This is a genomic window from Kitasatospora sp. NPDC056783, from assembly GCF_042789895.1.
Taxonomy (GTDB): domain Bacteria; phylum Actinomycetota; class Actinomycetes; order Streptomycetales; family Streptomycetaceae; genus Kitasatospora.
In genome coordinates this window covers 1-14,473 of the sequence record NZ_JBHUAF010000058.1, presented here as the reverse complement: position 1 = coordinate 14,473, position 14,473 = coordinate 1, and the positions used below count along the sequence as shown (strand labels likewise).

Below are 14,473 nucleotides of genomic sequence, written 5' to 3'. Positions count from 1 at the left end.
TTTCGGTGCATGTCGTACTCGCCGGCGGGGGGACCGCCGGTCACATCGAGCCGGCCATGGCCCTCGCGGATGCCCTCCGCAGGCACGACCCGTCCATCGGGATCACCGCCCTGGGCACCGAGCGCGGACTGGAGACCCGACTGGTGCCCGAGCGCGGTTACCAGCTGGAGCTGATCCCGGCCGTCCCGCTGCCCCGCAAGCCCACCCCGGAGCTGATCACCGTCCCCGGCCGGCTGCGCGGCACCGTCCGGGCCGCCCAGGAGATCATCGAGCGGGTCAACGCGGACGCCGTGGTCGGCTTCGGCGGCTACGTCGCGATGCCCGCCTACCTGGCCGCCAAGCGGGCCGGGGTGCCGATCGTGGTGCACGAGGCGAACGCGCGTCCGGGCCTGGCCAACAAGATCGGCGCCCGCTACAGCGACTTCGTGGCGGTCTCCACGCCGGACAGCAAGCTGCGCGACTCCCGGTACATCGGCATCCCGCTGCGCCGGACCATCGCCACCCTGGACCGGGGCGCCGCCCGTCCGGAGGCCCGCCAGTACTTCGGCCTCGACCAGCGGCTGCCCACCCTGCTGGTCTCCGGCGGCTCCCAGGGCGCGCGCCGGCTCAACGAGACGGTCACCGCGATCGCCCCTCGGCTCCAGCAGTACGGCGTGCAGATCCTGCACGCGGTCGGCCCGAAGAACGAGCTGCCGCAGGTCGCCGACGTCCCCGGGATGCCGCCGTACCGCCCGGTGCCGTACCTGGACCGGATGGACCTCGCCTACGCGGCCGCCGACATGATGCTCTGCCGGGCCGGTGCCATGACGGTGGCCGAGCTGGCGGCCGTCGGCCTGCCCGCCGCCTTCGTCCCGCTGCCGATCGGCAACGGCGAGCAGCGGCTGAACGCCCAGCCGATGGTCAAGGCCGGCGGCGGTCTGCTGGTGGACGACGCCGAGCTGACTCCGGACTGGGTGCTCCAGAACGTGCTGCCGGTGCTCACCGACCCGCAGCGGCTGTGGGACATGAGCCGGGCGGCCGCCGAGTTCGGCCGCCGGGACGCCGACGACCTGCTGGTCGGCATGGTCTACGAGGCGATCCAGGCCCACCGCGGCGGCCGCCGCCGTGGCTGACGGCCGGCTCGCCGATCCGCTGGAGGAGGAGCTGGAGGTGGAGGAGTCCGCTCCCCGCCTCCGGCTCTCCCGGCGGGGCATCGTGGTGCTGGGCGCGCTCGGCGCCTCGGTGCTCGGCGTGCTGGCCTGGCTGGTGTTCTTCTCCTCGGTGCTGGACGTGCGCACCGTCGCCGTCCAGGGGGCGAGCGACGAGAGACTGACGGCGGACCAGGTCCGCGAGGCGGTCGGCGGGCTGGGCGACGGGCCGCTGGCGCGGGTGGACCTGGACGTCGTCCGGCACCGGGTGGAGGCCATCCCCCGGGTGGCCAAGGCGGAGGTGTGGCGGGGCTGGCCGCACACCCTTCGGGTGAAGGTCGTCCAGCGTACGGCGGTGGCCGCCGTCAAGGGGGATGACGGCCAGTTCACCCAGGTCGACGCCGGAGGCGTGAGCTTCGCCACCGAGCCGGCCCCGCCGGAGGGCGTTCCGGTGGTGGAACTGCGGCTCAGTCAGCAGGCGACCGACGTCGACGGGGTGATCGACCGTTCACAGCTGGTCCGGGGCGCGGTGGCGGTGGCCGCCGGGCTGCCGTCGGAGGTCGCCAAGCGGGCGGGTTCCGTGCTGGTGCACTCGTACGACGACATCGAGTTGCAGCTCAGCGGGGGTGTGACGGTGCGCTGGGGGAGCCCGGAGCAGATCGACCGGAAGGCCCGGGTGCTGGTCGCGTTGATGAACCAGAAGGGTACGAACTTCGACGTCACGGCGCCCGAGGCGCCGGCGGTGTCGGGATGATCCGGTAGGTTCTCTGCCTGAGGGAGGGTTGACGCCTCGCAGTGTCGGCCCGACTCTTGGTGGTCACCCCCGGTTTCCTAAGCCGGCCGATGATCACATAGGCTCAAAAGAAAAAGGGAAGCTCGGCGTGTTCGTTGAAACGCGTGCCCGGAGCCACCTAGTGTCCTGTGTCACCAGCCTGTGTTTCCTGGTGACGTGACGGAGGCACAGCACTAACCCTAAAGGTCAAGTTTAGGGTTGGGGTCGGCGGTCGGCATTTCGGACATTCAGTCAGAAACCAGGCTCCCTACCCATCGACATCCGTCGGCACCGCCCCGCTCCGGGTCGGGCCGACCCGGAAATTCGAGGCGAGAGGCCTTCGACGTGGCAGCACCGCAGAACTACCTCGCAGTCATCAAGGTCGTCGGAATCGGCGGCGGTGGTGTCAACGCCATCAACCGGATGATCGAGGTCGGTCTCAAGGGCGTCGAGTTCATCGCGATCAACACCGATGCGCAGGCCCTCCTGATGAGCGACGCCGACGTCAAGCTCGATGTGGGCCGTGAACTCACCCGGGGCCTCGGCGCCGGCGCCAACCCCGAGGTCGGCCGCAAGGCCGCCGAGGACCACCGCGAGGAGATCGAGGAGGTCCTCAAGGGGGCCGACATGGTCTTCGTCACCGCCGGTGAGGGCGGTGGCACGGGCACGGGTGGCGCGCCCGTCGTCGCCAACATCGCGCGCTCCCTGGGCGCCCTGACCATCGGCGTGGTCACCCGCCCGTTCACCTTCGAGGGACGGCGCCGGGCCAACCAGGCGGAGGACGGCATCGCCTCCCTGCGCGAAGAGGTCGACACCCTCATCGTGATCCCCAACGACCGGCTGCTGTCCATCTCGGACCGCCAGGTCAGCGTCCTCGACGCGTTCCGCTCGGCCGACCAGGTCCTGCTCTCCGGTGTCCAGGGCATCACCGACCTGATCACCACCCCGGGCCTGATCAACCTCGACTTCGCCGACGTCAAGTCCGTCATGTCCGAGGCCGGTTCGGCCCTCATGGGCATCGGCTCGGCCCGCGGCGAGGACCGTGCCAAGGCCGCCGCGGTGATGGCGATCTCCTCGCCGCTGCTGGAGGCCTCGATCGACGGCGCCCGCGGCGTGCTGCTGTCCATCTCCGGCGGCTCCGACCTCGGCCTGTTCGAGATCAACGAGTCGGCCCAGCTGGTCAGCGAGGCGGCCCACCCCGAGGCGAACATCATCTTCGGTGCCGTCATCGACGACGCGCTCGGCGACGAGGTCCGGGTCACCGTCATCGCGGCCGGCTTCGACGGCGGGCAGCCGCCGGCGATCGTCCGCGACCCGGTGGTCAAGTCCACCGCCCCGGAGCGCCCGGCCACGCCGCCGGCCGCCCCGGAGCGCCCGGCCGGCCGGCCGTCGTACGGGAGCATCGGCTCGGTGACGTCCCGTTCGGAGAGCGAGTCCGCGGCCGCCGCGCCGAGCCGGACCGCCGAGGCCCCGGCCACCACGACCGCCGCGGCGGTGCCGCCGCAGGTGCAGCCGGCCCGGCAGCCGTTCGTGGAGAGCCCGGCCGAGGAGCTTGACGTCCCGGATTTCCTTAAGTGATCGATCACGCGATCCGCGCTGGTGCTCACTTCGCCTTCACCTCACGGTGGGGCGGGGTGAGCACTTCGCCGTACGGGGAGCTGAACCTCGGCGGCGCGGTGGGGGACGACCCCGGGGCCGTGCGGGAGAACCGGGCGCTCGCGGCCCGGAAGCTGGGGCTCGACCCGGCCGACGTGGTGTGGATGAACCAGGTGCACGGCGCCGAGGTCGCGGTGGTGACCGAGCGCCAGCCGCTCGGACAGGCCCCGACGGTGGACGCGGTGGTCTCCGACCGGCCGCTCGCGCTGGCGGTGCTGACCGCCGACTGCACCCCGGTGCTGCTGGCCGATCCGGTGGCGGGCGTGGTGGGCGCGGCCCACGCGGGCCGGCCCGGGCTGGCGGCCGGGGTGGTGCCCGCGGTCGTGCGGGCGATGGTCGGACTGGGGGCGGAACCCGGCCGGATCACCGCCGCCACCGGGCCCGCGGTGTGCGGACGCTGCTACGAGGTGCCGGCCGAACTGCGCGCCGAGGTCGCCGCGGTGGTACCGGAGGCCTTCGCCGAGACGTCCTGGGGGACTCCCGCCCTGGACGTGGCCGAGGGGGTCGCGGCCCAGCTGGCCGCGGCGGGGGTCAGCGAGTTGGTGCGATCATCTGTCTGCACCCTCGAATCCGCCGATCACTACTCCTATCGCCGCGAGCAGCGCACCGGTCGGCTCGCGAGCTACGTCTGGTTGGGCTCTGATCACTGATGACGAACGACATCTACGGACCGTTCCCGGGAAACGCCCAGTTCAGCGCGGCGCTGACGGAGGGCCAGCGGGCCCGGTACGAGGAACTCGGCACCAACCTCGACGTGGTCGAGCGCCGGATCGCGGACGCGTGCGCGGCCGCCGGGCGCGCCCGGGACGAGGTCACCCTGATCGTCGTCACCAAGACCTACCCCGCCGAGGACACCGCGCTGCTGGCCGGACTCGGTGTGACGGACGTCGCGGAGAACCGGGACCAGGACGCCGCTCCCAAGGCCGAGCAGTGCAGAAACCTTCCTCTTGACTGGCACTTCGTCGGACAGTTGCAGACCAACAAGGTCCGCTCGGTCGTCCGGTACGCGAACCACGTGCACTCGGTGGACCGGCCGCGGCTGGTCGAGTCGCTCTCCGCGGCGGTGCTCAAGTCGGAGCGCCCGGAGCTGGGTTGCCTGGTGCAGGTCGCCCTGGACAAGGCGTACGGGGAGGGCGCGCACCGGGCGGGGGTCGCACCCGAGGACGTCGCGCGACTGGCCGACGCGATCGCCGACACGCCCGGGCTGCGCCTGGACGGTGTGATGACCGTCGCTCCGCTGAGCGGTCCGCTGGCCGGAGATCCGGCCCGCGCGTTCGATCGGCTGACGGAAATCGCAACCGCCGTACGAGCGGCCCATCCGACTGCCACCATGGTCTCCGCAGGGATGAGCGGGGACCTTGAGCAGGCGATTGCTGCCGGAGCGACACATGTGCGCGTCGGAACGGCGGTACTCGGAGTGAGGTCACCCCTCAGGTAACGTCACCGGGTAGTAGATCAGACAGCAGGACAAAATAGGACAGAATCTAGCAGCTCTTCGGAGCGCTAGCGAACCGTGGATCGCAGCTCCGCGGCCCCCACTCCACGAATTCTGACCGGCCGTCGGCCTGACGCGCCGTCGTGGAGGGACCGCGGAATCCGCAGACGGGGCCGTACGGCCCGGGCCGGAGCCGGTCCACCACAAGCGGAGGAGACAGGAGCATGGCCGGCGCGATGCGCAAGATGGCGGTCTACCTCGGCCTCGTGGAGGACGAGACGTACGACGGCCAGGGGTACGACCCCGACGACGACTACGACGCGGACCCCGAACCGCTCCGGACGGGCCAGCGGACCGAGGACATCCCCCGGCCGACCCCGGCTCCGGCGGCCGCCGCGCCCGCCCCGGTCTCCTCGATCACCCCGCAGCCGGTGCCCGCCGCGGTGCCGATCCGGCAGGAGACCCCGAGGATGGCCCCCGTGTCGTCCATCACACCCGAACGCCGCCACAACCTGGAGAAGAGCGCACCGGTGATCATGCCCAAGGTCGTGAACGAACGAGAGCCCTACCGCATCACCACGCTGCACCCCCGGACCTACAACGAGGCCCGTACCATCGGGGAACAGTTCCGTGGCGGTACCCCCGTGATCATGAATCTGACCGAGATGGACGACACCGACGCGAAGCGCCTCGTAGACTTCGCCGCTGGACTCGTCTTCGGTCTGCACGGCAGTATCGAGCGCGTGACACAGAAGGTGTTCCTGCTGTCGCCTGCTAACGTCGATGTCACGGCGGAGGACAAGGCTCGGATCGCCGAGGGTGGGTTCTTCAACCAGAGCTGACCCGGCCACGACTTCATGTGTGGATCTGATCAACAGTGTGGTTGGCGACAGGTGACGAGCGGCAGGCCCGAGGGATCGGGACCGGGGAGAGGGAAACGCGATGGACATCGTGTGGGCGGTGCTCTACTACGCCCTGACCGTCTTCCTGGTGTTCCTGCTCGTGCGATTGGTCATGGACTGGGTCTTCCAGTTCGCGCGTTCGTGGCGGCCGGGCAAGGCCATGGTCCTGGTCCTGGAGGCCACGTACACTGTCACGGATCCGCCGCTCAAGCTTCTTCGGCGGCTGATTCCGCCGTTGCGTTTCGGGGGCGTGGCGCTCGACCTGTCCTTCTTCGTACTGATGATCATTGTGTATGTCCTGATCTCGCTTGTGCACCCCTAGTCGTAGGTGAGCGATGCGACAGGATGCCGGTGTGCCGACGATCACGTTGAGGTGAAGAGATGCCATTGACCCCCGAGGACGTTCGGAACAAGCAGTTCACGACCGTCCGCCTGCGTGAAGGCTATGACGAGGACGAGGTCGATGCCTTCCTCGACGAGGTCGAGGCGGAGCTGACCCGCCTCCTCCGGGAGAACGAGGACCTGCGCGCCAAGCTGGCCGCCGCGACTCGTGCCGCCGCGCAGAACCAGGCCAACCTGCGCAAGGAACCGCAGCAGGACGCCCCCCGACAGGGTGGCGCTCCGGTGCCCGCCGCCATATCCGGCCCGCCGGTGCCCGGCCAGCAGGGTCCGGGCGGCCCGCAGCAGATGGGCCCCGGAGGCCCGCAGCAGATGGGTCCGGGCGGCCCGCAGCAGCAGATGGGCCCCGGCCCCCAGCAGCAGCAGATGGGCAATCAGCCCCTCGGCCTGCCGGCCGGCTCCCCGCCGCAGCTTCCGGCTGCCGGCGGCCCGCAGCAGCAGATGAACCAGACCATGGGCGGTCAGCAGCAGCTGGTCCAGCCGATGGGCGGTCAGATGCTCCAGCCCATGGGCGGTCCCGGTGGCCCGCAGCAGATGGGCAACCCGATGGGCCAGGGCATGGGCCAGCAGCAGATGCAGCCGATGGGTGGCCCGATGGGCGGCCCGCAGCAGATGGGCGGCCCGATGGGCGCCCCGATGCAGCAGCAGGGTCCCGGTGGCGACAGCGCCGCCCGGGTGCTGGCGCTCGCTCAGCAGACCGCCGACCAGGCGATCTCCGAGGCCCGTTCCGAGGCCAACAAGATCGTCGGCGAGGCGCGCAGCCGCGCCGAGGGCCTGGAGCGCGACGCCCGTGCGAAGGCCGACGCGCTGGAGCGGGACGCGCAGGAGAAGCACCGCGTCGCGATGGGCTCGCTGGAGTCCGCGCGGGCCACGCTGGAGCGCAAGGTCGAGGACCTGCGGGCGTTCGAGCGTGAGTACCGCACGCGTCTGAAGTCGTACCTGGAGACCCAGCTGCGTCAGCTGGAGTCGCAGGCCGACGACTCGCTCGCTCCGCCGCGGATCCCCGCCACCGCGTCGCTGCCGCCGGCGGCCTCGTCGATGGCTCCGGCCGGTGCCAGTGCGATGAGCGGTGGCGCGCCGGGCTTCGGTGGCAACCAGCCGTCCTTCGGGGGCAGCTCGCCGTCCTTCGGCGGGAACGGCTCCTTCGGCGGCGGCTCCTCGGCGCCGAGCTTCGGCGGGCAGTCGAACGGTGGCAACAGCGGTGCGCCGCAGATGCAGCCGGCCGGGATGACCCAGCCGATGGCGGCCGTCCGTCCGCAGCCGCCGCAGCCGATGCAGCAGGCTCCGGCGCCGATGCGGGGCTTCCTGATCGACGAGGACGGCGACAACTGAGGTTGTGGCAGGACCTTTAGGGGGCGCCCCCTTTCCGACCTCCGGGTCGGGGAGGGGGCGCTCTTCTGTGTGCGCGGGCGAGAGGGGTTCGCGCCGCGTGCGGTTCCGCCCTCGGCCTTCGGTGCTCCTGTCCGGGCGTGGCGGGACGGGGGCGGGCGGAGTCGGGAAGGGGGCGCTCTTCGTGGGTGCGGGCGCGTGGGTGCGGGAGGGGGCGCGGGGAACGCGGAACCGCCGCCACCCCCGAGGGGCGGCGGCGGTTCTGAGGGGCGGTCAGGCCTTGCGGAGCTGGAAGGCCAGGCCGAGGGACTCGTCGGCGAAGGTCTCGGACTCCCAGTCGGCGGCGCCGGCGGCGAAGTCGGTCGCGAGGACCTCCTCGGCGACGAGCGGGCCGTGTTCGGCGATCGCCTCGGCGGTCTCCTCCGAGGCGGCGCGCCAGCGCAGGACGATGCGGTCGGCGACGTCCAGGCCGGAGTTCTTGCGGGCCTCCTGGATCTGGCGGATGGCGTCGCGGGCGATGCCGAGCCGCTTGAGCTCCGGGGTGATGGCCAGGTCGAGGGCGACGGTGGCACCGGACTCGTTGGCGACGGCCCAGCCCTCGCGCGGGGTCTCGGTGATGATCACCTCGTCCGGAGAGAGGGTGATCGTCTCGCCGTCCAGCTCGACCGAAGTCTCGCCGCCGGCGCGCAGCTCGGCGGCCAGGCGGGCGGCGTCGGTGGCGGCGACCGCCTTGGCCACGTCCTGCACGCCCTTGCCGAAGCGCTTGCCCAGCGCGCGGAAGTTGGCCTTGGCGCTGGTGTCGACCAGCGAGCCGCCGACCTCCGCCAGCGACTCCAGGGTGGAGACGTTGAGCTCCTCGGCGATCTGCGCGCGCAGGTCGGCGGGCAGCTCCTCCCAGCCCTGGGCGGCGACCAGCGCGCGGGACAGCGGCTGACGGGTCTTCACGCCCGACTCCGCGCGGGTCGCGCGGCCCAGCTCGACCAGGCGGCGGACCAGCGCCATGTGCCGGGAGAGCTCGGTGTCGATCAGAGACTCGTCGGCCTCCGGCCAGGTGGCCAGGTGCACCGAGGCCGGGGCGTCCGGGGCGACCGGGACGACCAGGTCCTGCCAGACCCGCTCGGTGATGAACGGGGTGAGCGGGGCCATCAGACGGGTGACCGTCTCCAGCGCCTCGTGCAGGGTGGCGAGCGCGGCGGCGTCGCCCTGCCAGAAGCGGCGGCGGCCGCGGCGGACGTACCAGTTGGACAGGTCGTCGACGAAGCCGGACAGCAGCTTGCCGGCGCGCTGGGTGTCGTACGCCTCGTAGGCCGCGTCGACCTCGCGGACCAGGGTGTTCAGCTCGGAGAGCACCCAGCGGTCCAGCTGCGGGCGGTCGGCCGGGGCCGGGTCGGCCGCCGAGGGGGCCCAGTTCGAGGTGCGGGCGTACAGGGCCTGGAAGGCGACGGTGTTCCAGTAGGTGAGGAGGGTCTTGCGGACCACCTCCTGGATGGTGCCGTGACCGACCCGGCGGGCCGACCAGGGCGAGCCGCCGGCCGCCATGAACCAGCGGACGGCGTCGGCGCCGTGCTGGTCCATCAGCGGGATCGGCTGGAGGATGTTGCCCAGGTGCTTGGACATCTTGCGGCCGTCCTCGGCCAGGATGTGGCCCAGGCAGACGACGTTCTCGTAGCTGCTCTTGTCGAACACCAGGGTGCCGACCGCCATCAGCGTGTAGAACCAGCCACGGGTCTGGTCGATCGCCTCGGAGATGAACTGCGCCGGGTAGCGCTTCTCGAACAGCTCCTTGTTCTGGTACGGGTAGCCGTACTGGGCGAAGGGCATCGATCCCGAGTCGTACCAGGCGTCGATGACCTCGGGCACGCGGGTGGCGGTGCCGCCGCAGTCGCGGCAGGCGAAGGTCACCGCGTCGATGTACGGGCGGTGCGGGTCGAGGTCGCTCTGGTCGGTGCCGGTGAGCTCGGACAGCTCGGCCAGCGAGCCGACGCAGGTGAGGTGGCCCTCCTCGCAGCGCCAGATCGGCAGCGGGGTGCCCCAGTAGCGGTTGCGGCTGAGCGCCCAGTCGATGTTGTTGTTCAGCCAGTCGCCGAAGCGGCCGTGCTTGACCGTCTCCGGGAACCAGTTGGTGGCCTCGTTCTCGCGGATCATCGCGTCCTTGACGGCGGTGGTCCGGATGTACCAGGACGGCTGCGCGTAGTAGAGCAGCGCGGTGTGGCAGCGCCAGCAGTGCGGGTAGCTGTGCTCGTACGGCAGGTGGCGGAAGAGCAGGCCGCGCTCCTTGAGGTCCGCGACCAGGGCCTCGTCGGCCTTCTTGAAGAACTGGCCGCCGACCAGCGGGACCTCGGGGGCGAAGGTGCCGTCGCCGAGCACCGGGTTGACCACCGGCAGGCCGTACTTGCGGCAGGTCGCGAGGTCGTCCGCGCCGAAGGCGGGGGACTGGTGGACGATGCCGGTGCCGTCCTCGGTGGTGACGTAGTCGGCGTTGAGGACGTAGTGGGCGTTCTCGATCTCGACCAGGTCGAAGGGACGGCGGTAGGCCCAGCGCTCCATCTCGGCGCCGGTGAAGGACTCGCCGGTGGTCTCCCAGCCCTCGCCGAGCGCCTTGGCGACCAGCGGCTCGGCGACGACGAGCTTCTCGGTGCCGTCGGTGGCCACCACGTAGGTGACCTCCGGGTGGACGGCGGCGGCGGTGTTGGAGACCAGGGTCCACGGGGTGGTGGTCCAGACCAGCAGGGCGGCCTGGCCGGCCAGCGGGCCGCTGGTCAGCGGGAAGCGGACGAAGACCGAGGGGTCGACCACGGTCTCGTAGCCCTGGGCCAGCTCGTGGTCCGACAGGCCGGTGCCGCAGCGCGGGCACCAGGGGGCGACCCGGTGGTCCTGGACCAGCAGGCCCTTGTCGAAGATCTGCCGGAGCGACCACCACACGGACTGGACGTAGGACGGGTCCATCGTCCGGTAGGCCTCGTCGAGGTCGACCCAGTAGCCCATCCGGGTGGTCAGCTCGGTGAAGGCGTCGGTGTGGCGGGTGACCGACTCGCGGCACTTGGCGTTGAACTCGGCGATGCCGTACGCCTCGATGTCCTGCTTGCCGGAGAAGCCCAGCTCCTTCTCGACGGCGAGCTCGACCGGCAGGCCGTGGCAGTCCCAGCCGGCCTTGCGGGCGACGTGGTAGCCCTTCATGGTCCGGTAGCGAGGGAAGACGTCCTTGAAGACGCGGGCCTCGATGTGGTGGGCGCCGGGCATGCCGTTGGCGGTGGGCGGGCCCTCGTAGAACACCCACTCGGGGCGGCCCTCGGACTGCTCCAGGCTGCGCTGGAAGATCTTGTTGTCCTGCCAGAAGGACAGGATCCGGTGCTCCAGGGCAGGAAGATCCACCTGCGCGGGAACGGGGTTGTAGGAGTTCATCGCGGGCGTCTACCTCCGGCGGATGCTGGGACTGGATCCTCCGGAGGGACGAGACGGCCCGGCCGCCCCGCGGTACCACCCTCCTTGGCCGCGGTACTGCGTTCGCGGCCCTCTTGTTTGGGTTTGCTGCCGGGTCTAGTGGGCCGCCGCGCTCGGGGTGCGGTGGCCGTTCTTCCGGCGGCTCCGGGGTGATCTTCCCGCCGTGCACGCCCCCGGGCTCACACCGTCCCCGGGTCGCTGGTGGCTGCGTACGTCGGTACTCGTCCCATCTGCGCCTTGCAGGGCCAGTGTATCGGCCGGGCGAGTCGGTTTGTCCAAAGCGTTTCGGGCGGGCGGTCCGGGGGCCTTCGGAGACGGTGGTTAGGAGGGGGTGATCTGGGCACAAATCCCTGAGCGCGCGGGGCGTGACGGTTGGGGCGGCTGCCTGGGTGGGAACGTTATGGGGCGTCGGTATGTCATGTTGTGACCGGTTTTGATCGGGATTATCGTTCCGGCACTGGAGGCCGCCGGGAACCGGCGGCTCGATTCGTTCGTAGATGGGGTCGAAAGCCATGGCTGAGAAGGGAACCGGCGCGGGCACCGCCACCAAGCGGGCACGCAAGGCCGTGGCGGTCGATCCAGGGGAGGGGACCGTGACCACTACCGCACCGAAGACCAGCACCGACACCGTCACCGTGCCGCGAGGCGCCGAGTCCGTGGACCCGGCCACGCTGCCGGTCCGGCCCGGCGAGGAGGCGTGGACCACCGAAGAGGTCCACGAACTGCACGACGAGCTGATCAGTGAGCTGGAGCGGCTCCGCAACGAGATCGACGCCGCCGAGGCGGCCATCTCCGGGCTGATGCGCGACTCCAACGACGGAGCCGGCGACGACCAGGTGGACGCCGGTACGAAGAACATCTCGCGGGAGAGCGAGCTGGCGCTGGCCAACAACGCGCGGGACAGCTTGACCCAGACCGAGCGCGCGCTGGAGCGGCTGGAGGGCGTCGGCTTCGGCACCTGCGAGTCCTGCGGACAGGCCATCGGCAAGGCCCGGATGCAGGCCTTCCCGCGGGCCACGCTCTGTGTGCAGTGCAAGGCCAAGCAAGAGCGCCGCTGAACCGGGTGACCGGAGCGACGTGGGGGGTCGGGCTTGCCGTACGCTCGACCCCGTATCGTCGCCTGAGTAACGCCGCCTGACGTGTCCCCGGACGCGGGCAGGCCGTCACCGGCCCACCACCCTCCCCCCTCCCGCGCAGTGGGGGAGCTCCATCGGCAGCGGAGCGGATCATCAGTACGCAAGGTTCCCCCCAGACCCGGGACGACGCCGTCCCGTCCCCCGCCGATGCCGTGGAGGTGCCCGTGGCCGAGTCGGCCGGGTCGGCCGAGCCGACCGAGACGGTGTCCGAGGACGGCGCGGCGGACGAGCGGCCCAAGGGTCAGCGGCGGGTCGGCGTGCTGCTGGTCGTCGCGGTGCTCGCGTTCCTGATCGACCTCGGCAGCAAGCTGCTGGTGGTCGCCCGGCTGGAGAACCACGCGGCGATCAAGGTGATCGGGGACGTGGTCACCTTCCAGGTGATCCGGAACTCGGGTGCGGCCTTCGGGATGGGGCAGGCGCTGACCGTGGTCTTCACGATGATCGCCTCGGCCGTCATCGTGGTGATCTGGCGGATCGCCCGGCGGCTGTACAGCCTGCCCTGGGCGCTCGCGCTCGGACTGCTGCTCGGCGGGGCGCTCGGCAACCTCACCGACCGGCTGTTCCGCTCGCCGGGCGTCTTCCGCGGGCACGTGGTGGACTTCATCTCCGTCCAGCACTTCGCGGTCTTCAACCTCGCGGACTCGGCGATCGTCTGCGGCGGGATTCTCGTGGTGCTGCTCTCCTTCCGGGGCAGCAACCCGGACGGGACCGTCCACCAGCAGGTCGAGAAGGCCGGGAAGCCGGAGTAGGGCGGAAAGCGCGGCGAGGAGCGGCCCCGTTCCCGGCCAGGGGTGACCGGCGGCGGGGGCGTGCCGCGTTTCCGGCATACTCGTACGGGTGAGTACCGCAGCGCAGATCCGCAGCCTCCCCGTTCCCGACGGCCTGGAGGGCGAGCGTCTCGACGCCGCCCTGGCCCGGATGTTCGGCTTCTCCCGGACCAAGGCCGCCGAGCTGGCCGCCGACGGCAAGGTGACGCTCGACGGCGCCGTGGCCGGCAAGTCGGACCGGGTGACCGCCGGTTCCTGGCTGGAGGTCGAGATCCCGGCCCCCGCCGCCCCGGTGCGGATCGTCGCCGAGCCGGTCGAGGGCATGCGGATCGTCCACGAGGACGAGGACATCGTGCTGGTCGACAAGCCGATCGGCGTCGCCGCGCATCCCAGCCCGGGCTGGACCGGCCCCACCGTGATCGGCGGGCTGGCCGCGGCCGGATACCGGATCTCCACCTCGGGCGCCGCCGAGCGCCAGGGCGTCGTGCACCGGCTGGACGTCGGCACCTCGGGGCTGATGGTGGTCGCCAAGTCCGAGCGCGCGTACACCGACCTCAAGCGGCAGTTCCACGACCGGATCACCGAGAAGCGCTACCACACGCTGGTGCAGGGCCACCCGGACCCGCTGAGCGGGACGGTGGACGCGCCGATCGGACGGCACCCCAGCTCGGACTGGAAGTGGGCCGTCACCCGGGACGGCAAGCCGTCCGTGACCCACTACGACCTGATCGAGGCGTACCGGGCCGCGTCGCTGATGGCGATCAAGCTGGAGACCGGGCGCACCCACCAGATCCGCGTCCACATGTCCGCGCTGCGGCACCCCTGCGTCGGCGACCTCACGTACGGCGCCGACCCGACGCTGGCCAAGCGGCTGGGGCTGACCCGGCAGTGGCTGCACGCGGTCTCGCTCGGCTTCGAGCACCCGGCGGACGGGCAGTGGGTCGAGTTCTCCAGCGAGTACCCGGAGGACCTGCGGAAGGCGCTGGACATCGTCGCGGCGGAGAGCTGAGGTGCCGGCTGCCGTGATCCGGGTCGCCGAGGACGAGGCGGACCTGGAACTGGTGCGGGCGGTCCGGTACGAGGTGTTCGTCGTCGAGCAGAACGTGCCGCGGGAGCTGGAGTACGACGAGTACGACGCGACCTCGGTGCACCTGCTGGCCGCCGGAGCCGACGGGGCCGGGCTGGGGACCGGGCGGCTGATCTTCGGTGAGCAGGCGCGGAAGCTGACCGGCGGCATCGAGGGACGGGTGCTGCTCGGGCGGCTCGCGGTCGTCGCGGCCGCCCGGGGGACCGGGCTCGGGGCGGACCTCGTCCGGGCGATCGAGGCGGCGGCGGCCGAGCGCGGGGGCGTGGAGGTCGAACTGCACGCCCAGGTGCAGGCGCTCGGGTTCTACGAGCGGCTCGGGTACGTGGCCGAGGGGCCGGTGTACGAGGACGCGGGGATACCGCATCGGACGATGACGCGGGCGCTGTAGGCGTCTTCGGGGTGGCGGCCCGCCGGGTGGGCGG

General features: G+C 71.4%; 13 protein-coding genes. 12 read left to right on the top strand and 1 reads right to left on the bottom strand.

The window, feature by feature from the left end; all coding sequences use genetic code 11:
* Positions 1-5: 5 nt before the first annotated feature.
* The 8 genes from murG to ACFRMQ_RS11935 all read left to right on the top strand — a co-directional run bounded on the left by murG (position 6) and on the right by ACFRMQ_RS11935 (position 7,623).
* Complete coding sequence (murG, locus tag ACFRMQ_RS11970; RefSeq protein ID WP_189915062.1) at positions 6-1,112, top strand: undecaprenyldiphospho-muramoylpentapeptide beta-N-acetylglucosaminyltransferase; 1,107 nt, start codon at positions 6-8, stop codon at positions 1,110-1,112.
* Complete coding sequence (locus ACFRMQ_RS11965; RefSeq protein ID WP_380729696.1) at positions 1,105-1,881, top strand: cell division protein FtsQ/DivIB; 777 nt, start codon at positions 1,105-1,107, stop codon at positions 1,879-1,881. Before murG ends, ACFRMQ_RS11965 begins: the two co-directional genes overlap by 8 nt.
* Before the next feature lie 363 nt (positions 1,882-2,244).
* On the top strand, positions 2,245-3,477 hold the full coding sequence (ftsZ, locus tag ACFRMQ_RS11960) for a cell division protein FtsZ (RefSeq protein WP_380729694.1): 1,233 nt from the start codon (positions 2,245-2,247) through the stop codon (positions 3,475-3,477).
* A complete protein-coding gene (gene pgeF / locus ACFRMQ_RS11955; RefSeq protein WP_380729692.1) occupies positions 3,474-4,205 on the top strand; it encodes a peptidoglycan editing factor PgeF in 732 nt (243 codons plus the stop codon). The genes ftsZ and pgeF overlap by 4 nt, the downstream gene beginning before the upstream one ends.
* Positions 4,205-4,993, top strand: a complete 789-nt coding sequence (locus ACFRMQ_RS11950; protein ID WP_380729689.1) for a YggS family pyridoxal phosphate-dependent enzyme — start codon at positions 4,205-4,207, stop codon at positions 4,991-4,993. Before pgeF ends, ACFRMQ_RS11950 begins: the two co-directional genes overlap by 1 nt.
* A gap of 221 nt (positions 4,994-5,214) precedes the next feature.
* Positions 5,215-5,832, top strand: a complete 618-nt coding sequence (locus tag ACFRMQ_RS11945) for a cell division protein SepF (protein WP_380729687.1) — start codon at positions 5,215-5,217, stop codon at positions 5,830-5,832.
* 100 nt (positions 5,833-5,932) lie between these two features.
* The gene (locus tag ACFRMQ_RS11940; RefSeq protein ID WP_030060143.1) at positions 5,933-6,214 is read left to right on the top strand and encodes a YggT family protein; all 282 of its coding nucleotides are present in this window, start codon (positions 5,933-5,935) and stop codon (positions 6,212-6,214) included.
* 59 nt (positions 6,215-6,273) lie between these two features.
* Positions 6,274-7,623, top strand: coding sequence for a DivIVA domain-containing protein (locus ACFRMQ_RS11935; protein ID WP_380729685.1), 1,350 nt, complete (start codon positions 6,274-6,276; stop codon positions 7,621-7,623).
* A gap of 270 nt (positions 7,624-7,893) precedes the next feature.
* Here ACFRMQ_RS11935 and ileS read toward each other — a convergent pair whose 3' ends face one another.
* On the bottom strand, positions 7,894-11,022 hold the full coding sequence (gene ileS, locus ACFRMQ_RS11930; protein WP_380729682.1) for an isoleucine--tRNA ligase: 3,129 nt from the start codon (positions 11,020-11,022) through the stop codon (positions 7,894-7,896).
* A gap of 632 nt (positions 11,023-11,654) precedes the next feature.
* Here ileS and ACFRMQ_RS11925 point away from each other — a divergent pair.
* The 4 genes from ACFRMQ_RS11925 (at position 11,655) to ACFRMQ_RS11910 (ending at position 14,439) form a co-directional block, all read left to right on the top strand.
* Positions 11,655-12,119, top strand: a complete 465-nt coding sequence (locus ACFRMQ_RS11925) for a TraR/DksA family transcriptional regulator (protein ID WP_380729680.1) — start codon at positions 11,655-11,657, stop codon at positions 12,117-12,119.
* A 167-nt stretch (positions 12,120-12,286) separates the two neighbouring features.
* Positions 12,287-12,946, top strand: a complete 660-nt coding sequence (gene lspA, locus ACFRMQ_RS11920) for a signal peptidase II (RefSeq protein WP_380729719.1) — start codon at positions 12,287-12,289, stop codon at positions 12,944-12,946.
* An 88-nt stretch (positions 12,947-13,034) separates the two neighbouring features.
* Positions 13,035-13,973 carry an RluA family pseudouridine synthase gene (locus ACFRMQ_RS11915; protein ID WP_380729678.1) on the top strand — a complete coding sequence of 313 codons (939 nt, stop codon included), beginning with the start codon at positions 13,035-13,037 and terminating at the stop codon, positions 13,971-13,973.
* A gap of 1 nt (position 13,974) precedes the next feature.
* Complete coding sequence (locus ACFRMQ_RS11910) at positions 13,975-14,439, top strand: GNAT family N-acetyltransferase (RefSeq protein ID WP_380729676.1); 465 nt, start codon at positions 13,975-13,977, stop codon at positions 14,437-14,439.
* The last annotated feature ends 34 nt before the right edge of the window (positions 14,440-14,473 follow it).

What these genes read in the sequence shown, in the direction of transcription:
- ACFRMQ_RS11935 (WP_380729685.1), top strand. Translation starts at nt 6,274, where the DNA reads ATGCCATTGACCCCCGAGGACGTTCGGAACAAGCAGTTCACGACCGTC.
- ACFRMQ_RS11945 (WP_380729687.1), top strand. Translation starts at nt 5,215, where the DNA reads ATGGCCGGCGCGATGCGCAAGATGGCGGTCTACCTCGGCCTCGTGGAG.
- ACFRMQ_RS11940 (WP_030060143.1), top strand. Translation starts at nt 5,933, where the DNA reads ATGGACATCGTGTGGGCGGTGCTCTACTACGCCCTGACCGTCTTCCTG.
- ileS (WP_380729682.1), bottom strand. Translation starts at nt 11,022, where the DNA reads ATGAACTCCTACAACCCCGTTCCCGCGCAGGTGGATCTTCCTGCCCTG.
- ACFRMQ_RS11950 (WP_380729689.1), top strand. Translation starts at nt 4,205, where the DNA reads ATGACGAACGACATCTACGGACCGTTCCCGGGAAACGCCCAGTTCAGC.